This is a genomic window from Oceanimonas aquatica, from assembly GCF_030732065.1.
In the GTDB taxonomy this organism is placed as follows: domain Bacteria; phylum Pseudomonadota; class Gammaproteobacteria; order Enterobacterales; family Aeromonadaceae; genus Oceanimonas.
This window is the reverse complement of the sequence record NZ_JAVBHX010000002.1, coordinates 215,363-233,786: the sequence shown is the minus strand read 5'-3', so window position 1 is coordinate 233,786 and position 18,424 is coordinate 215,363. Positions and strand designations below refer to the sequence as shown.

Genomic DNA, 18,424 nt, shown 5'->3' with positions numbered 1-18,424 from the left:
AAGATGGAAACAACCCTGACTCTAGCCGCCCCCCGCCGCCTGGATCGCTGGGCCCGCAGTCTGGCATTTTCCTTGTTGTCCGGCCTGAAAGACGCCGGGCTGACGGTGCAGGACGGCGATGATCGCTTTTTTTTCGGTGAGCCCGAGGCTTGTCTGCAGGCCGAAGTGCGGGTGCGGGATCCGCGGTTTTATCGCCGGCTGATGACCGGCGGCAGCATTGGTGCCGCCGAGTCCTGGGTGGAGGGGGGCTGGCACAGTCCGGATCTGACGGCGCTGGTGCGGCTGTTTGCCCGCAACATGGCGGTGCTGGACAGGCTCGAGCGTCGCCTGGGCTGGCTTACCTGGCCCTGGCACCTGCTGACCCACAAGCGTAACCGCAACTCCAAGGCGGGCAGCCGGGCCAATATTGCCGCCCATTACGATCTGGGCAACGACATGTATGAGCTGTTTCTCGACCCTCATATGCAGTACTCCTCGGCGGTGTTTCCAAGAAACCATTCCTCACTGGAGCTGGCGCAGGAGCACAAGCTCAGGCTGATTTGCTCGCGGCTGGAGCTGAAGCCGGACGATCACCTGCTGGAAATCGGCACCGGCTGGGGCGGACTGGCCTGCTACGCGGCGCGCCATTACGGCTGCCGGGTGACCACCACCACGCTGTCCCGGGAGCAGTTTGAGCATGCACAGCGGCGGGTCAGGGAAGAGGGGCTGGAGAGCCGGGTCACCCTGCTGCTGAAGGATTACCGGGAGCTCACCGGTCAGTATGACAAGCTGGTGTCGGTGGAGATGATTGAAGCCGTGGGCCATGAATATCTGCCGGAATATTTTCGCATGCTGAACCGGCTGCTAAAGCCCGATGGCCGCCTGCTGATCCAGGCCATTACCATTGCCGATCAGCGTTACCAGCAATACCGCAAAGGCGTGGACTTTATTCAGCGTTACATCTTCCCCGGCGGCTGTCTGCCGTCGGTGAGTGAAATGTCACGCCATCTGCGGGAGCAGACCGACATGACCCTGGTACGGCTGCACGATTATGGCTGGCATTATGCCGAAACCCTGCGCATCTGGGCCGAACGTTTTCGCCAGGCCGGGCCCGAACTGAGCCGCTTGGGCTATCACGCCGATTTTCAGCGGCTGTGGGCCTTCTATTTTGCCTACTGCGAGGGGGGATTTCTGGAAGGCACCATAGGTCTGGCTCATTTCGAGGCGGCCAAACCCGGAGCGAGAGCATGTCGAAGTGGCAATGGACCCAGCTTGTAGCCTTTGAAGGCTTCTGGCTGCTGGCAGTGGCCGGACAAAACCCCTGGGCCTGGCTCACCGGCGCCCTGCTGCTGGTGCATTTTACCTTTACCCCCAGCCGCCGGGCCGACCTGCGGGTGTTGTGGCTGGCGGCCCTGGGGCTGGGAGTGGATGCCTTGCTGACCCTGGGTGGTGTGTTTGAATTCAGTCACTGGCCGCTGTGGCTGGGACTGTTGTGGGTGGGGTTTGTGCTGACTCTGGGGCACAGCCTGGTGTGGCTGCGCCGCTTTTCCTGGCCCTGGCTGGCGCTGACCGGCGCGGGGGCGGGGGCATCTTCCTATATTGCCGGCTGGAAACTGGATGCGGTGGTCTTGCCGCTGGGTTTCTGGCCCTCGGCGCTGATCCTGGCGCTGATCTGGTCGGGACTGCTGCCGCTGCTGGTGGTGCTCGACCAACGACTGCGGAGGTAGTAACCATGAAAAAGCTCTGTTGCATGCTGTTGCTGATGGTGTCATCGGCCTGGGCCAGCCCGGTGGCGGATCTCACTCTGGTGGGCCAGGGCAAAATGAGCTGGCTGTTCTGGGATCTGTATCATGCCCGCTTTTACAGTGAAGACGGCCGTTATCAACCCGAGCGTTACCCTCAGGCGTTATCCCTGCGTTACCAGCGCGATATTGACAAGGAAGACCTGCTGACCGCCACGGTGAAGGAGTGGCAGCGGCTGGGGGTGGACTGGAAGCCGGAATGGTCGCAACAGCTGGAGCGGCTCTGGCCCTCGGTTCGCACCAATGACGAGCTGGTGCTCAGAGTCGATGAAAACGGCGCCAGCGCCTTTTACTTTAACTGGCGGCTGCTGGGCCGTATTGACGACCCGGCCTTTGCCCCCGCCTTTCTGGCTATCTGGCTTTCAACCGACAGCCGGGACCCCAAACTGACCCGACAGCTGAAAGGAGGCTGACATGAAAATTTTGCTGGTGGCGCTGATGCTGGTGCTGACCCCGCTGCTCTCATCCTGCAGCAGCCAGATTGATGACTATCAGAATACCACCCCGGCCCTGGAGCTGGACCGTTTTTTTACCGGTGAGCTGGTGGCCTATGGCATGGTGCAGGACAGATCCGGCCGAGTATTGCGCCGGTTCAAGGTGGACATGGTGGCCCGCTGGGAAGGCAACAAGGGCGTGCTGGAAGAAGACTTTGTTTACGATGACGGTGAGCAGCAGCGCCGGGTCTGGTATCTGGAAAAACACCCCGACGGCCGCTATACCGGCACCGCCAGCGATGTGGTCACCCCTGCCGAAGGCCGTACCGAGGGCTATGCCCTGAACTGGCGCTATACCCTGGCGGTACCGGTAGACGGCCGAGTATGGGACATCGATTTTAACGACTGGATGTACCTGCTGGACGAAAACCGCCTGATCAACCGCGCCGAAATGACCAAATGGGGTTTCAAGGTCGGCGAAGTCACCCTGTGGATGGAGCGTAAATCTGACTCGTGAGGGGAGAGGGGGGAAGGGTGAGGAGGAGTGTTTTCCCCTCACCCCTCACTCTCAACCACTCATACCTTCTCAAAACCCCGGCGTGGAAATTTCATCCAGCGACAGGGAGAAGCTGGGCACGAACACCTCCAGAAAATACCGAATTTCATCGTTCATGCGCTCGTCCAGCATGGCGGTAAGGCGCTCCCTGGCCTTGGCAAACTCCCGATTGCCCGCCGACAGCTCTTCCTCGCACTTGAGGTAGGCACAGAGAATGTCGGCAGACTTCACCAGATGGGTATAGTCGTCATTCACATGACCACATACCAAGGGCTCATAGGCGGGGCGCAGCTCCGCGGGCAGCATGGCCAGCAGGCTTTGTTCGGCGTTTTGTTCGATGGCCTTGTAGGCGGTGGCGATCTCCTGATTGAAGTATTTCACCGGGGTGGGCAGATCGCCGGTCAGCACCTCGCTGGCGTCGTGATACAGCGCACGCATGGCGGCGACGCCCGGATCCAGGCTGCCCTCAAACAAGGTGTTTTTAATCACCGCCAGGGCATGGGCCACCATGGCCACCTGCAGGCTGTGCTCGGCCACGTTTTCCGGATCCGTGTTGCGCATCAGCGGCCAGCGCTGGATCAGCTTCATGCGTGCCATCTGGGCAAAAAAGTGACTGCGATTCATGGTGTTGCCTCATGAGGTTTGCGGGGCTTGCCGCTATAATGGCACCACAATCGTTAATGGAGAGCAACATGGACAAGCAAACCCAAACCGAGCTGGAAGCCGCCGCCTTTCGTACCCTGCTGGCGCACCTGGACAAGCGCAAGGACGTACAGAATATCGACCTGATGAACCTGGCCGGTTTTTGCCGCAACTGCCTGAGCAAGTGGTACCTGGCCGCCGCCGAGGAGCGCGGCGTGGACATGAACTACGACGAGGCCCGGGAGCGGGTATACGGCATGCCTTATGGCGAGTGGAAAGAAAAATACCAGCAGGAGGCCACCCCGGAGCAAAAGGCCGCCTTTGAGAAAAGCCACAAGCACGACTGACGTCGTGCGGGATTAGGGACTAGGGAGCAGGGACTAGGGAAGTAGGCCTGTTCCCTATTCCCCTAAGTTATTTAAACACCACGGTGCGGTTACCGTACACAAACACCTTTTCTTCCAGCACCAGGTTGAGCGCCCGGCTCAGCACCGATTTTTCCACGTCCCGTCCAGCCTTGGCCATGTCGTCGGCGGAAAAGGCGTGGCTGACGTGGGTCACATCCTGCTCGATGATCGGGCCTTCGTCCAGATCGTCGGTCACGAAATGGGCGGTGGCGCCAATCATCTTCACCCCCCGTTCATAGGCCTGACGATAAGGGCTGGCGCCGATAAAGGCGGGCAGAAAGGAATGGTGAATATTGATGATGCGCTTTTCATAGCGTGCCACAAAGGCCGGGCTCAGAATGCGCATGTACTTGGCCAGCACCACATAATCGGGCTGGTAGCGGTCGATGACCTCTGCCAGCAGCTGCTCATGCTCGGGCCGGTTTCGTCCCTCATGGGATACCGTATGGTACGGAATATCGAACTTTTCGGTCAGTCCCTGCAGGGTATCGTAGTTGCCCACAACGGCGGCGATGTCGATGTTCATGGCGCCGCTGAAGTGCTTCATCAGAATATCGCCCAGACAGTGGGCTTCCCGGGTTACCAGAATCACCACCCGTTTGCTGCCCGCCGGCACCAACCGGTTCTGGCCACCGTCCGGAAGGGCGTCGTTCAAGTCCGCCAACAGGGTATGATCGTTAAAGCGGCCTTCGAGCTCGGTGCGCATAAAGAAGTGGCCGTTGTCGTGGTCCACAAACTCGTCGTTGCGCACAATATTGAGCTGATGCTTGTAACAGATATTGGTAATTTTCGAGATAAGCCCGCGGGTATCGGGGCTGTGGCTCAGCAGTATTTTTCGTTCCATTCTGTTTCTTCTTGTTGTCGGTAAAACGGCTCAGCGCCGGCCGCAGCATTGCTTGTACTTTTTGCCGCTGCCACAGGGGCAGGGCTGGTTGGGGCCGATTTTGGGCGGGTTGAACTGACCCGAGTGGTACACCCAGCGGTCGTCATGGCGCACAAAGCGGGAGCGTTCGTGCAGCAGCACCACCCGGCCCTGTTCCCGGTAGCGCACCCTGAATTCCACTTCGCCCTCGGTGTCGGCGGCCGAGCCCCGGGCAAAGACGATGGCAAGGCCCAGCCACTCGGTGCCGAGCCCCGACTCGCGCAGGGTGGCGGCGTCCAGCTCCCCAAGGGTGTCAGGGTGCCAGGTCTTCACCAGATATTCGCCCCGTCCCAGCCGGTAGGCGCTGTAGCGGGAGCGCATCAGCGCTAGGGGAGTGGGGGCGGCGAGGTGGCCTTCCAGAAAGGGTTGGCAGCAGTCGGCAAACGATTGTCCGCTATCACAATGACATTGCATGGAATTGGGTCAGAAAGTGAAAAAAATCAGTATGCCAGATGAGAGTGGCAAGGGTAAAAAACAAAAACGGCCCCGCGGGGCCGTTTGTGACAGGCTTGGCAAAGCGCCTTATTCGATGATTTCCACCTGAATGCTGGCCTGAGCCTTGGCATCCACGCGGCGATCCAGCTGGCGCTCTTCCTCACTTACGCCCTGGGCCAGCTCGCTGCCGTACCAGGCGGTTTGAATGTTTTCGGCGGCCACACCGCGCTGTACCAGGTATTCCTTGGCAGCCAGGGCTCGACGCTCGGACAGACGGCGGTTGTACTCGGCGCTGCCCAGACGGTCGGCGTAGCCGGCCAGTTCAACCTGATAGTCCGGGTTCTGTTCGGCAAAACGGGCCACGTCGTCCAGAGTGGCGCGGGCATCGGCCGACAGGGCGGAGCTGTCAAAGGCGAAATACACGGAGCCATCGGCGGTCACGGTGCGGGTTTCGTAGGTGACCTCAGGCTGCGGCTGGGGAGCCACCGGCGCCACGGGAGCCGGGGCGGCTTGGCGACGGTTGGGGTGCAGCACCAGCTCCAGCATGACGTTGTTGACGTCACTTTCGAATCCGTTGTTGGACATATCAGCGATATCTTCAATCCGACGGTAACGAGCCTGTACATCTACGAGGTCAGATACACGATAGGTCATGCCGATGCCGGCCATGGGAGAAACGCCTTCGTCGTTGGTAGCACGCATAGCACGCCATCCCCAGGCACCCGCTTCACCAAACACCGACAGCTTCTCATTCAACGGCAAGCGACCAATTGCAGAGAGACTTACGTTATGAGTGCGGGTCGCTCCGCCATTAAAAAGGGTATAGCCGAGTTCGGTACCAAAATGCTGGTTAAAGTTGTAACCACCAAAAGCGCTAACTGAGTTGGTTTCATCCTTAACTTCAGGAAGAACTTCCTGAATATCTTCAAAGTTGGCAAGGCCGGCGCCGCCGCCCAGGTACCAGTCGTTGGCCTGTACACCGGCAGACATGCCGGCGGTCGCCAGCGCCATTGCGATCAGAGAAGAAGCCACTGTCTTTTTCATATTTTTGTTCCTCATTGTATGAGTTGTTATCGCGCAGTGCGGCCGTTTACCGCTTCAATCCGGGCTGCCAGCGCCGGGCCAGACTATCCTGTTTTCAGGTGGGTCACAAGACGGTAAAACGGGACATGGCGAGCAGAGGCGGCCCGAAATGGAACCATAAAATAGAAAGGACGGCACAGATTTAGTGCTCAAATGAATCATTATTTGCCATTTGGAAACATTTTTTCAACAAATGGCCGCCAGTTCATAACGAGTCTGAAGAGGGGTGTTAAACTAACAGTGTATACAACGTCCCTGTCGTAATCTGCCATTGAGGAGTAGCAAGATTATGAATCCTGATACCAGCCTGGTCGGAAAGAAAATCCGGCAAATTCGTGAGGCTATGGGGCTCAGCCGGCCCAAGTTTGCTGAGTTGCTTCAGGTCCCCCCTACCACGCTGAAAAACTATGAATTGGGGTATCGGGAGGTCGGTGGCGCCTTTCTGGTGGCCTTGTCTCAACACCCGGAACTGCACAAGTACACCCTCTGGCTGCTGTCCGACACTACCGTGCCCGAAGCGGGCCAGGTCAGCCCCGAGTCCTGATTGGCCTGACCCGAAGCGACACGCAATATCGCTTCGGGCCTGCCTTCCCGCGGATTCTCGCTCACTGCGTTTGTGCCCGGCGCCGTTTATGCTAAAAATGGCGCCTGTGTTCTTTTGTATGAGGCCATTGCCGTGCGTGCCATTCTAGTTGCCCTGATGATGAGCTCCCTTGCCGCCTGTACCCAGTCTCCCACCGGACGCAGTCAGGTGCTGCTGTTTTCCGAAAACGACATGCAGCGGCTGGGCGAGGAGTCTTTTAGCCAGCTCAAGGAGCAGGAAACCATCAGTGCCGATCAGCGTCTTAATCGCTACGTTCAGTGCGTGACCAACCAGCTGGTGGCCGAAGTGCCCGGCGGTGGTCAGTGGGAAGTCGTGTTGTTCGATTCCAAACAGGTCAACGCTTTTGCTCTGCCGGGCGGCAAGGTGGGGGTGTATACCGGCCTGTTCAAGGTGGCCAATACTCAGGATCAGCTGGCCGCGGTGATCGGTCATGAAATCGCTCACGTACTGTCCCGTCACAGCAACGAGCGGGTCTCCCGCACCCAGCTTACCAATATTGGCCTCAGTGCCGCCGATGCCGCACTCGGCCAGTCCGGTATTCGTCAGCCGGCCATGGCGGCGCTGGGGCTGGGCGTGCAGGTGGGCTATCTGCTGCCCTATGGCCGTGAGCAGGAAGCCGAAGCCGATCGTCTGGGGCTGCAGTTGATGGCAAAGGCGGGCTTTGATCCCGAGCAGGCCATTACCCTGTGGCGCAATATGGCGGCTCAGTCGAACGGTCAGCCACCGCAGCTGCTGTCTACCCATCCGTCTCATGGCACCCGTATTCAGGGACTGTCGTCGCTGATGTCCGAAGCCAGCAACTTTTACAGGCAGGCCCGGGGGCAGGGCAAACAGCCGGCCTGTGGTCGCTGATGATTTACGGCTTTGATATCGGTGGCACCAAGGTGGCCTTTGGTGTGTTTGATGAGCGCTTTCAGCCACTGGCCACCAGCCGGCATGCCACCCCCGTGCGGGACTACGCCGCCTTTCTGGAGCTGGTCACCGGCCTGGTGAAACAAGCCGACGAGCACTTTGGCGAGACAGGCAGGGTGGGGCTGGGCTTTCCCGGTGTACTGGACGCGAGCGGGCGTATTCTGGCCCCTAATGTGCCGGCCATTCACGGCCGGGATCTGCTGGGCGATCTGCAGCAACGGCTCATGCGCCCGCTGGTGGGGGATAACGACGCCAACTGTTTTCTGCTGTCGGAGTTCCACGGTGGTGCCGTGGCGGGCAGCCGGCTGGCGCTGGGCCTGACCCTGGGCACTGGCGTGGGGGGAGCTCTGGTGCATGAGGGTTGTCCGATCAACAGCCGGCGGGGCGGCTGTGGCGAGTTTGGTCACGGTGCCATCGGGGCCGGTTTGCTGGCACGTCATCCTGGTCTGCCGCTGTTCGACTGCGGTTGCGGACGCACCGCCTGCCTGGAAGCCTATGTGTCAGGTACCGGTCTGGCCCGGCTGTACCGTCACTATGGCGGGGCTGAACGTGATGGGCTGGCCATTGTAACCGCCTGGCAGCAAGGCGAGACCGAGGCGAAACGCTGTATGGACATTTATGTTGATGTGCTGGCGGCGGGGCTGGGCGCCCTGATGACCCAGCTCGATCCCGATGCCGTGGTGCTGGGCGGCAGCCTGGGTGAGGCGCCCTGGCTGCACCAGGTCCTGGCCGAGCGCCTGCCGGGCCATATGATGAAGGGGATTGAGCCTGCCCCGGTGCGGGCGCCGGTGTTTGGCGGCGCCGGCGGCGTGCGCGGTGCGGCATTATTAACCGGGCGGGCGGATTCATCATTCAGCTCGGGGGCGTAATTTGTTAGCATCGTGTTTTGCACTCAAAAACAGAGGGAATCCCATGTCGTCTTACGAGACAGTAGAACAGAAAGCCAGCTATGGCATCGGCCGTCAGATCGGTGATCAACTGGCCCAGCAGCCGTTTGAAGGGCTGAACATCGCCGCCGTACAGCAAGGTCTGGCCGACTCCCTCAACGGTGAAGAATTTGCCGTGTCCCGGGAAGACATCAACGCCGCCTTTGGCGTGATCACCGAGCGCATGAAGGCCGAGCAGGCTTCTCAGTCCGCCAAGGCCAAGGAAGAAGAAGAAGCCTTCCTGTCTGCCAACGCTGCCCGTGACGAAGTGCAGCAGACCGAGTCCGGCCTGCAGTACGAAGTGCTGACCGCCGGCGAGGGTGCCAAGCCCGCCGCCACCGACACCGTACGTGTACACTACCACGGCACCTTTGTAGACGGCTCCGTGTTCGACAGCTCCGTACTGCGCGGCGAGCCGGCCCAGTTCCCGGTGAACGGCGTGATCCAGGGCTGGGTTGAAGCCCTGCAGCTGATGCCGGTTGGCTCCAAGTGGAAGCTGTACGTACCCCATCACCTGGCCTACGGTGAACAGGGTGCCGGCTCCATTCCGCCGTGCTCCACTCTGGTATTTGAAGTCGAGCTGCTCGAGATCGCCTGATCCGCATTCAGCCAGACCATATAAAAAACCGGCAGCCGCCGGTTTTTTTATGGGCGCTTTTGGCCCGCGTAATTTGCAAGCGGGACACATTCTGGCAAACTGCGCAACAATCCCATGAACATTAATGAATAAAGGAAAGATGACATGACCAATCCGGTTCGCATCGCCATTGCCGGCTGTAACGGACGCATGGGCAAGGTACTGGTTGAATCCGTAACCAACACCGATGGTGTGGTGCTGACCGCCGCCATCGAGCACGCCGGCTCCAGCGTACTGGGGGCCGATGCCGGCGAGCTGGCCAACGTGGGCCGGCTGAATGTGCCGGTCACCGCCAGTCTGGATGAGGTGATTGATAAGGTGGACGTGATCATCGACTTCACCCGCCCCGAGGCCACCCTGGCCAATATTGCCCTGGCACAAGCCCACGGCAAGCGGCTGGTGATCGGCACCACCGGTTTTACCGACGAGCAAAAGGCCGAGATCCAGGCCGCAACGGCCAATACCGCCATGGTCATGGCCTCCAACTACAGCGTGGGTGTTAACCTGGTGTTCAAGCTGCTGGAGCAGGCGGCAAAGGTGATGGGCGACTATACCGACATTGAAATTATCGAAGCCCACCATCGCCACAAGGTGGATGCCCCGTCCGGTACCGCCCTCAGCATGGGCGAAGTGATCGCCGATACACTCGGGCGGGATCTGAAGGAATGTGCCGTGTATGGCCGCGAAGGCATTACCGGCGAGCGGGACCCGAACACTATCGGTTTCGCCACCATTCGCGCCGGTGATGTGGTGGGTGAGCACACCGCCCTGTTTGCGGATATCGGTGAGCGGGTAGAGATCACCCACAAGGCGTCCAACCGCCTGACCTTTGCCAACGGTGCCGTGCGGGCCGCTGCCTGGATTGCAACCCAACCCGCCGGCCTGTTCGATATGCAGGACGTGCTGGGGCTGAAATAACCAATTTCTGTATCATTTGGAACCATGCCGGCCTCGAATGGCCGGCATGAATGGATATTTTTGCTTTCGTTGTCGTTATATCTTTTTGATTAAACTGACTTTTTTTATTAAATCTTTATTTTTGCAATAATTTTTCATAACACCCTGCCAAACCTCGTATTTTTTGTTGTCTTTCCTGATTAACCATTCGTTTTATGCTGACTTTTTGCGATTTTATGCCGGTGCAGGTGAAATTTTCAACTTTCGGTGGCTGTGTTCACAAAAAAGTTTGTCGAAAACGGCGCATCCAGATAAAATACACAGAATTTGCCCAGTATTAGCCGAGATGCAGTAAAATTTTTTTGTCTGTAACTCGGGACAGCCAGGTAAATTGTTGATTTATAAGAATTAACTTGGAGGTTGTCTTGAATCACTCAGCGCTGCTCGTATTGGAAGATGGCTCGGTCTTCCGCGGCACAGCCATTGGCGCCGACGGTTGTTCCGTTGGTGAGGTGGTATTTAACACGTCAATGACGGGATACCAGGAAATCCTTACCGATCCGTCCTACGCACGCCAGATCGTCACGCTTACCTATCCTCATATAGGCAATACCGGCACTAATGCCGAAGATGAAGAGTCCGACCGGGTTCACGCCCAGGGGCTGATCATTCGCGATCTTCCGCTGGTCGCTTCCAATTTCCGCAATCAGCGCACCCTGTCCGACTATCTCAAGGCTCACAATATAGTGGGTATTGCCGATATCGATACTCGCAAGCTGACCCGTATTCTGCGCGAGAAAGGCTCCCTGGCCGGCTGTGTGCTGGCCGGTGCCAGCCTGGATGAAGCCAAGGCCCTGGCCGAAGCCAAGGGTTTCCCCGGCCTCAAGGGCATGGATCTGGCCAAGGTGGTGACCACCGCCAACCAGTACCAGTGGCACGAAGGCAGCTGGCAGCTGGGCCAGGGCCACAGCCAGCCCACCGACGCCGAGCTGCCCTACCATGTGGTGGCCTACGACTTCGGTGCCAAGCGCAACATTTTGCGCATGCTGGTGGACCGTGGCTGCCGCCTGACCGTGGTACCGGCCCAGACCCCGGCCGCCGAGGTGCTGGCGCTGAACCCGGACGGCATCTTCCTGTCCAACGGCCCCGGCGACCCCGAGCCTTGTGATTACGCCATTGAAGCCATCAAGACCTTCCTGGAAACCGACATTCCGGTGTTCGGCATCTGCCTGGGTCACCAGCTGCTGGGCCTGGCCAGCGGTGCCAAAACCGTGAAAATGGGCCACGGCCACCACGGTGCCAACCACCCGGTGAAGGATCTGGACCGCAACGTGGTGATGATCACCTCCCAGAACCACGGCTTCGCCGTGGACGGCGACACCCTGCCCGAGAACCTGCGCGCCACCCATGTGTCGCTGTTCGACGGTACCCTGCAGGGCATTCACCGCACCGACAAGCCGGCGTTTTCCTTTCAAGGGCACCCGGAAGCGAGCCCGGGCCCGCACGACGCAGCCCCGCTGTTTGACCATTTCATCGAGCTGATCCAGAAGTACCGCGCATAAGGAGTAGGGTAGAGTCATGCCAAAACGTACAGACATACAGAGCATTCTGATCCTGGGCGCCGGCCCCATCGTGATCGGCCAGGCCTGTGAATTCGACTACTCCGGTGCCCAGGCCTGTAAAGCCCTGCGCGAAGAAGGTTACCGCGTCATTCTGGTGAACTCCAACCCGGCCACCATCATGACCGATCCGGAGATGGCCGACGCCACCTACATCGAGCCCATCGACTGGCAGGTAGTGCGCAAGATCATCGAGAAGGAGCGCCCGGATGCGGTACTGCCCACCATGGGTGGCCAGACCGCGCTGAACTGCGCCCTGGAGCTGGAAAAGCACGGCGTGCTGGAAGAGTTCGGTGTGGAAATGATCGGCGCCACTGCCGATGCCATCGACAAGGCCGAAGACCGTCACCGTTTCGACCTGGCCATGAAGAGCATCGGCCTGGAATGCCCCCGTGCCGGCATCGCCCACAACATGGACGAAGCCTACGGCGTGCTGAATGAAGTGGGCTTTCCCTGCATCATTCGCCCCAGCTTCACCATGGGTGGCACCGGTGGCGGCATCGCCTACAACCGGGAAGAATTTGAAGAAATTTGTACCCGCGGCCTGGATCTGTCGCCGACCAATGAGCTGCTCATTGACGAATCCCTGATCGGCTGGAAAGAGTACGAGATGGAAGTGGTGCGGGATCGTAACGACAACTGCATCATCGTTTGTGCCATTGAAAACTTCGACGCCATGGGCGTGCATACCGGTGACTCCATCACAGTGGCGCCGGCCCAGACCCTGACCGACAAGGAATACCAGCTGATGCGCAACGCCTCCATGGCGGTGCTGCGTGAAATCGGCGTGGAAACCGGCGGCTCCAACGTGCAGTTTGGCGTTAACCCCAAAGACGGCCGCATGGTCATCATCGAGATGAACCCCCGTGTGTCCCGCTCTTCCGCCCTGGCGTCCAAGGCCACCGGCTTCCCCATCGCCAAGATTGCCGCCAAGCTGGCCATCGGTTACACCCTGGATGAGCTGCAGAACGACATCACCGGCGGTCTGACCCCGGCGTCGTTCGAGCCGGCCATCGACTATGTTGTGACCAAGATCCCGCGCTTCAACTTCGAGAAGTTCGCCGGCTCCAACGACCGTCTGACCACTCAGATGAAGTCCGTGGGCGAAGTCATGGCCATCGGCCGCAACTTCCAGGAGTCGGTACAAAAGGCCCTGCGTGGCCTGGAAACCGGCATGAACGGTTTCGACCCGGTCGTTGACCTGAACGATTCGGAAAGTCTGTCCCGCATTCGTCATGAGCTGCAGGATCCGGGTGCCGAGCGTATCTGGTACATCGCCGATGCCTTCCGGGCCGGCATGTCCGTGGATGGCGTGTTCAAGCTGACCAACGTCGACCGCTGGTTCCTGGTGCAGATCGAAGAACTGATCAAGCTGGAAGAGCAGGTCAAGGAAGTGGGCCTGGCCGGCCTCAACGCCGAGTTCCTGCGCGCCCTCAAGCGCAAGGGCTTTGCCGATGCCCGTCTGGGCAAGCTGCTGGGCGTGGCTGAAGGCGAAGTGCGCAAGCTGCGTCACCGCCATGAAATCTTCCCGGTGTACAAGCGGGTGGACACCTGTGCCGCCGAATTCGCCACCAACACCGCCTATATGTACTCCAGCTACGACGAAGAGTGCGAGGCCAACCCGTCCGACAAGGACAAGATCATCGTGCTGGGTGGCGGCCCCAACCGTATCGGTCAGGGCATCGAGTTCGACTATTGCTGTGTGCACGCCTCACTGGCGCTGCGCGAAGACGGTTACGAGACCATCATGGTCAACTGTAACCCGGAAACCGTGTCCACCGATTACGACACCTCCGACCGTCTCTACTTTGAGCCGGTAACCCTGGAAGACGTGCTCGAAATCGTGCGCGTGGAGCAGCCCAAGGGCGTGATCGTGCAGTACGGCGGTCAGACCCCGCTGAAACTGGCCCGCGCCCTGGAAGCGGCCGGTGTGCCCATTATCGGCACCAGCCCCGACGCTATCGACCGCGCCGAAGACCGTGAGCGCTTCCAGCAGGCGGTAGACCGTCTGGGCCTCAAGCAGCCTCAGAACGCCACCGTGACCGCCCTGGATCAGGCCGTCAACCTGGCCGTGGACATCGGTTACCCGCTGGTGGTGCGTCCGTCCTACGTACTGGGCGGCCGGGCCATGGAAATCGTCTATGACGAGCAGGATCTGCGTCGTTACTTCAACGAGGCGGTGAGCGTGTCCAACGAGTCGCCGGTACTGCTGGATCGCTTCCTGGACGACGCCACCGAGGTGGACATCGACGCCATCTGCGACGGCAAGGACGTGGTCATCGGCGGCATCATGGAGCACATCGAGCAGGCCGGCGTGCACTCCGGTGACTCCGGTTGTTCTCTGCCGCCCTACACCCTGAGCCAGTCCATTCAGGACGAGATGCGCGAGCAGGTGCGCAAGCTGGCCCTGGAGCTGGGCGTGGTGGGCCTGATGAACGTGCAGTTCGCGGTCAAGGGCAACGAGATTTACCTGATTGAGGTGAACCCCCGTGCCGCCCGTACCGTGCCCTTCGTGTCCAAGGCCACCGGTGTGCCCCTGGCCAAGGTGGCCGCCCGGGCCATGGCCGGCAAGTCCCTGGCCGAGCAGGGTGTCACCGAGGAAATTATTCCGCCTTACTACTCCGTGAAGGAAGTGGTGCTGCCGTTCAACAAGTTCCCCGGCGTTGACCCGCTGCTGGGCCCGGAAATGCGCAGTACCGGTGAAGTGATGGGCGTGGGTGAAACCTTTGCTGCCGCCTTTGGCAAGGCGCACCTGGGTGCCGGCAAGGCGGTGCCGAAGGAAGGCCGTGCCCTGCTGTCCGTGCGTCATAGCGACAAGCAACGGGTAGTTGACCTGGCCGCCAGCCTGATTGAGGCCGGTTACCAGATCGATGCCACTCACGGCACCGCCGTGGTGCTGGGCGAAGCCAACATCAACCCGCGTCTGGTGAACAAGGTACACGAAGGTCGTCCGCACATTCTTGATCGCATCAAGAACAACGAGTACAGCTACATCGTGAATACCGCCGAGGGCCGTCAGGCCATCGAGGACTCCCGTCAGCTGCGTCGCGGCGCCCTGGCTCAGAAGCTGTCCTACACCACCACCCTGAACGGGGCCTTTGCCACCGTGATGGCGATGGCTCACGACGCTACCGAGTCGGTGATCTCCGTGCAGGAAATGCACGCCCGGGTCGCCAACGGTAAATAAGCCGTCGGCACACCCTGACTAAAAAAGGCGCCATCCGGCGCCTTTTTTGTGTTGTTTAAATATTATTCATCTTTTTTGCGATAGTGTTTGACGGCACCTCCCCACTGCCGTAGAGTGCACCTCAGCAAGATTCTCAAGTCAGCGCAGCATCAGTACATTGTTGGTCCCTTACGGTTCTACAGTCACCACGCTTCCCTTATTTGATTTATTGCGGTTCCGGGCATTTGCCCATTCATATGTTTAAAAAAGGTAAGTATACATGGCTACTGGCACTGTAAAATGGTTCAACGAAGAGAAAGGTTTTGGTTTCATCACTCCGGCTGACGGTGGCAAGGATCTGTTTGCCCACTTCTCCGCGATTGTTGGCGATGGCTTTAAAACCCTGGCCGAAGGTCAGCAGGTATCCTACACCGCCTCTCAAGGCGCCAAGGGCCCGCAAGCATCCGAAATCAAGGTGCTGTGATCGACGACTCTCGTCGAGATTCGTAAAAAAACCCGCTTCGGCGGGTTTTTTTGTATGGGACGATCAGGGAGTCGGTGGTGTCAGTTCACCCCGCAGACTTTGGCCCATTAATATGCGTACCTTTTGCGGCGGCAGGCCCTTGCTCAGCAGATAATGCAGCTTGGTCAGGGCCGCTTCCGTGGTCATGTCGTAACCCGAAATCACCCCGGCATCGGCCAGGGCCTTGCCGGTGGCGTAGCCCTCCATGTTCACCGAGCCACGCAGACACTGGGTGAGGTTGACGATCACCACCCCCCGGGCCGAGGCGTCGGCCAGCAGGCTCAGCATGGCTTCGTTCTGAGGCGCATTACCCACGCCGTAAGACAGCAGCAGCAACGCCTTGACCGGCTGGCGCAACAGGTTGGCAATCACCTCGGGGCTGATCCCCGGATAGAGGGTGACCACGCCGATGGGCTGTGGCGTGATCGGGCTGACGGTCAGTGGTGTGCCGTTGCCCTGACTGAGCCGACCGGCATCAAGGCTGATATGAATGCCGGCGTTGAGCAGGGGCGGAAAGTTGGGTGAGTCAAAGGCGTTAAAGCCGTCGGCGTGCACCTTGCTGGCCCGGTTGCCCCGAAAGAGCCGGTTGTTGAAAAACAGCCCCACCTCGTGAATGGGGTATTCGGCGGCGATATAGAGGGCGTTAAGCAGGTTGTTGCGGCCGTCGGAGCGCAGCTCCACCAGGGGGATCTGGGAGCCGGTGACGATCACCGGCTTGTTCAGGTCTTCCAGCATGAACGACAGCGCCGAGGCGGTAAAGGCCATGGTGTCGGTGCCGTGCAGCACCACAAAGCCGTCGTAATCGTCGTAATGGGCGCGAATGTCGTCGGCAATGCGCTGCCAGTCGGCGGGGGTCATGTCGGACGAGTCGATCAGCGGATCGTATTCGCTGATATGGTAGGCCGGCATTTCCGGGCGGTGCAGCTCGGGGGTAGCGGCCAGGCTGTTGGTCATAAAGCCCGCCAGGGGCACATAGCCCTTGGCGGATTTCTGCATGCCGATGGTGCCGCCGGTGTAGGCGATATAGATTTTCCTGCGGCTCATTCAGAACTCCTGGCATTCCACGCACAGCACATACTGGCCGCGAATGTCATTAAAGTGGGCCAGCGCATTCAGCTCCTGGCCCAGTTGTTCACCGGCCGGCCGCAGCACCTCGGGCAGGGCGGCCTGGACCAGAGCAGTGGCATCAAGATTGGTGTCCAGCAGCTGCTCCATCAGCAACTCCTTGGGTGAGCGGGGCAACTGTACCCGTTTCAGCCGGTACTGAGGCAGCTCGGCCAGCTCGGCAGCGCCGGCCAGGGCGTCATCCAGATAACCCAGCTCGTCCACCAGCCCCAGGGCCCGGGCATCGGTGCCGGTCCACACATGTCCCTGAGCAGCGGCTTCCACCTCTCTGGGCTCCAGCTCCCGCCCTGCGGCGACCAGGCTGACGAAACGGTCATAGGTGTGCTCCACGCCCAGCTGGATCAGCTCCTGAGCATGCTTGGGCAGGCCGGTGGTCAGGCCGGCGCCGACAAAGTCGGTGGTGCCCACCCCATCGGTATTGAGGCCGAGCTTTTCCAGGGCGTCTTCAAAGGTGAGGAAGAGGCCAAATACGCCGATGGAGCCGGTGAGGGTGGTAGGAGCGGCGTAAATTTTGTCGGCGTCGGCGGCGATCCAGTAGCCTCCCGAGGCGGCGGTGCTGCCCATGGACACCACCAATGGCTTGCCGCTTTGCTTGAAGCGCAGCAGGGCGGTGCGGATCTGCTCGGCGGCAAAGGCGCTGCCGCCGGGACTGTCGATGCGCAGCACCAGGGCCTTGATGTCGCTGTCGCGCCGGGCCTGATCGATCAGCTTTCCGAGTTGTTCGTCGCTGATGGTATTGGGCCTTGGCTCGCCACTCATGATGGCGCCGCTGGCGGTAATGAGCCCCACCGCCGGGGCGGTGTTGTCATCCTGGGGGCGATGGGCCAGATAACGGCTGATACTCAGGCTGCGGTAGCTGCCGGCACCGTGATCCCAGCCCGCCTGTTCGCCCACGTGGCGCAACATCTCATGGCGGGTGGCGAGCTTGTCCACCAGCCCCTGCTCCAGAGCATAGCGGGCCGGATCACCACCCACGGCGCGAAACCGGCTCAGCAGCAGCTCCTTGCCGGGGCTGATGTGATCGGCGGGAATATCGCGCAATGTGCTCACGTTGTCCTGATAGTGGCGCCACAGCTGGCCCAGCCAGCGCAGGGCGTCTTCGCGGCTTTCCGCCGACATGTCGTCACGCAGATAGGGCTCCACGAACGATTTGTAGGTGCCGACCCGGAACACATGGGGGGTGATGTCAAAACGCTCAAAGGCCGACTTGTAGTGCAGCCGGTATACGCCCAGGCCCTGAATGGTCACGGCCCCGGCCGGGTTCAGCCAGATCTCGTCGGCATGGGCCGCCAGGTAATATTGTCCCTGGGTGTAGTAATCGCCAATGGCGTACACGGGTTTGCCCGAGGTCTTGAAGCTTTCCAGGGCGGCGCCGACTTCATCCAGTTTGGTGAGGCTGGACTCGCTCATGTTTTGCAGCCTCAGTACCACTGCCTTGATGCGCTCGTCGTGGCGGGCCAGGGTCAGGGCTTCCTTGATTTGCCCCAGGGTGAGGGCGGGCGGGGCTTCGTCACCCGCCAGCCATTTGTTCAGCAGGCGGCGGGGGCTGGCCTGGGTGTCCTGCTCCAGCACCGGGCCGTTGATGTCCAGGGTAAGGGCGGCGCTGGCCGGCAGGGTGGGCGCTTCCTTTTCGCTGAAGAAAATAATGAACACGGACACCAGGGCAAGCAGAAAAAACAGGTTGATCAGCACGGTGCGAAGTACATTCAGCACCCGGCCCAGAGTGCGAAACAACCATTTGATGGCAGACCACAT

General features: G+C 60.1%; 19 protein-coding genes. 13 read left to right on the top strand and 6 right to left on the bottom strand.

The window, feature by feature from the left end; all coding sequences use genetic code 11:
* The first annotated feature begins 3 nt into the window (after positions 1-3).
* From Q9290_RS04195 to Q9290_RS04180, 4 genes are read left to right on the top strand one after another with little or no spacing between them, the layout of a single operon-like run.
* Positions 4-1,257, top strand: a complete 1,254-nt coding sequence (locus tag Q9290_RS04195) for an SAM-dependent methyltransferase (RefSeq protein ID WP_306078388.1) — start codon at positions 4-6, stop codon at positions 1,255-1,257.
* The gene (locus Q9290_RS04190) at positions 1,227-1,706 is read left to right on the top strand and encodes a DUF2878 domain-containing protein (RefSeq protein WP_306078387.1); all 480 of its coding nucleotides are present in this window, start codon (positions 1,227-1,229) and stop codon (positions 1,704-1,706) included. The genes Q9290_RS04195 and Q9290_RS04190 overlap by 31 nt, the downstream gene beginning before the upstream one ends.
* A gap of 5 nt (positions 1,707-1,711) precedes the next feature.
* Positions 1,712-2,194: a chalcone isomerase family protein gene (locus tag Q9290_RS04185; RefSeq protein WP_306078386.1), complete on the top strand. Its 483-nt coding sequence runs from the start codon at positions 1,712-1,714 to the stop codon at positions 2,192-2,194.
* 1 nt (position 2,195) lies between these two features.
* Entirely contained in the window at positions 2,196-2,732 is a 537-nt protein-coding gene (locus tag Q9290_RS04180) for a DUF3833 domain-containing protein (RefSeq protein WP_306078385.1), read from the top strand.
* 69 nt (positions 2,733-2,801) lie between these two features.
* Here the strand turns inward: Q9290_RS04180 and yfbR are convergent, their stop codons facing one another.
* Positions 2,802-3,395 carry a 5'-deoxynucleotidase gene (yfbR, locus tag Q9290_RS04175; RefSeq protein WP_306078384.1) on the bottom strand — a complete coding sequence of 198 codons (594 nt, stop codon included), beginning with the start codon at positions 3,393-3,395 and terminating at the stop codon, positions 2,802-2,804.
* Between the two features lie 68 nt (positions 3,396-3,463).
* On the opposite strand from yfbR, the gene Q9290_RS04170 reads away from it, so the two are divergent.
* The gene (locus tag Q9290_RS04170; RefSeq protein WP_306078383.1) at positions 3,464-3,760 is read left to right on the top strand and encodes a DUF1244 domain-containing protein; all 297 of its coding nucleotides are present in this window, start codon (positions 3,464-3,466) and stop codon (positions 3,758-3,760) included.
* 67 nt (positions 3,761-3,827) lie between these two features.
* On the opposite strand, the gene purU is transcribed toward Q9290_RS04170, so the two are convergent.
* The 3 genes from purU to Q9290_RS04155 form a co-directional block, all read right to left on the bottom strand.
* A complete protein-coding gene (gene purU / locus Q9290_RS04165; protein WP_306078382.1) occupies positions 3,828-4,664 on the bottom strand; it encodes a formyltetrahydrofolate deformylase in 837 nt (278 codons plus the stop codon).
* A gap of 30 nt (positions 4,665-4,694) precedes the next feature.
* Entirely contained in the window at positions 4,695-5,156 is a 462-nt protein-coding gene (locus tag Q9290_RS04160; RefSeq protein WP_306078381.1) for a YchJ family protein, read from the bottom strand.
* A gap of 108 nt (positions 5,157-5,264) precedes the next feature.
* Positions 5,265-6,221: an OmpA family protein gene (locus Q9290_RS04155; RefSeq protein WP_306078380.1), complete on the bottom strand. Its 957-nt coding sequence runs from the start codon at positions 6,219-6,221 to the stop codon at positions 5,265-5,267.
* A gap of 328 nt (positions 6,222-6,549) precedes the next feature.
* Here Q9290_RS04155 and Q9290_RS04150 point away from each other — a divergent pair, with 328 nt between their 5' ends.
* The 8 genes from Q9290_RS04150 (at position 6,550) to Q9290_RS04115 (ending at position 15,505) form a co-directional block, all read left to right on the top strand.
* Positions 6,550-6,804, top strand: coding sequence for a helix-turn-helix domain-containing protein (locus tag Q9290_RS04150; protein WP_306078379.1), 255 nt, complete (start codon positions 6,550-6,552; stop codon positions 6,802-6,804).
* 156 nt (positions 6,805-6,960) lie between these two features.
* Positions 6,961-7,716 carry a M48 family metallopeptidase gene (locus Q9290_RS04145; protein ID WP_306078582.1) on the top strand — a complete coding sequence of 252 codons (756 nt, stop codon included), beginning with the start codon at positions 6,961-6,963 and terminating at the stop codon, positions 7,714-7,716.
* Entirely contained in the window at positions 7,716-8,645 is a 930-nt protein-coding gene (locus tag Q9290_RS04140; RefSeq protein WP_306078378.1) for an ROK family protein, read from the top strand. The genes Q9290_RS04145 and Q9290_RS04140 overlap by 1 nt, the downstream gene beginning before the upstream one ends.
* Positions 8,646-8,688: 43 nt before the next feature.
* Positions 8,689-9,300 carry an FKBP-type peptidyl-prolyl cis-trans isomerase gene (locus Q9290_RS04135; protein ID WP_306078377.1) on the top strand — a complete coding sequence of 204 codons (612 nt, stop codon included), beginning with the start codon at positions 8,689-8,691 and terminating at the stop codon, positions 9,298-9,300.
* A gap of 144 nt (positions 9,301-9,444) precedes the next feature.
* Entirely contained in the window at positions 9,445-10,257 is an 813-nt protein-coding gene (dapB, locus tag Q9290_RS04130) for a 4-hydroxy-tetrahydrodipicolinate reductase (protein ID WP_306078376.1), read from the top strand.
* A 404-nt stretch (positions 10,258-10,661) separates the two neighbouring features.
* The gene (carA, locus tag Q9290_RS04125; protein WP_306078375.1) at positions 10,662-11,798 is read left to right on the top strand and encodes a glutamine-hydrolyzing carbamoyl-phosphate synthase small subunit; all 1,137 of its coding nucleotides are present in this window, start codon (positions 10,662-10,664) and stop codon (positions 11,796-11,798) included.
* Between the two features lie 16 nt (positions 11,799-11,814).
* Positions 11,815-15,042 carry a carbamoyl-phosphate synthase large subunit gene (gene carB, locus Q9290_RS04120; RefSeq protein ID WP_306078374.1) on the top strand — a complete coding sequence of 1,076 codons (3,228 nt, stop codon included), beginning with the start codon at positions 11,815-11,817 and terminating at the stop codon, positions 15,040-15,042.
* Positions 15,043-15,301: 259 nt separating this feature from the next.
* Entirely contained in the window at positions 15,302-15,505 is a 204-nt protein-coding gene (locus tag Q9290_RS04115) for a cold-shock protein (protein WP_306078373.1), read from the top strand.
* Between the two features lie 63 nt (positions 15,506-15,568).
* Here the strand turns inward: Q9290_RS04115 and ansA are convergent, their stop codons facing one another.
* Together ansA and sppA are read right to left on the bottom strand one after the other, a co-directional pair.
* Positions 15,569-16,588: an asparaginase gene (ansA, locus tag Q9290_RS04110; protein ID WP_306078372.1), complete on the bottom strand. Its 1,020-nt coding sequence runs from the start codon at positions 16,586-16,588 to the stop codon at positions 15,569-15,571.
* Positions 16,589-18,424 (bottom strand): signal peptide peptidase SppA, encoded by a 1,836-nt coding sequence (sppA, locus tag Q9290_RS04105; protein ID WP_306078371.1) that lies wholly within the window; start codon positions 18,422-18,424, stop codon positions 16,589-16,591.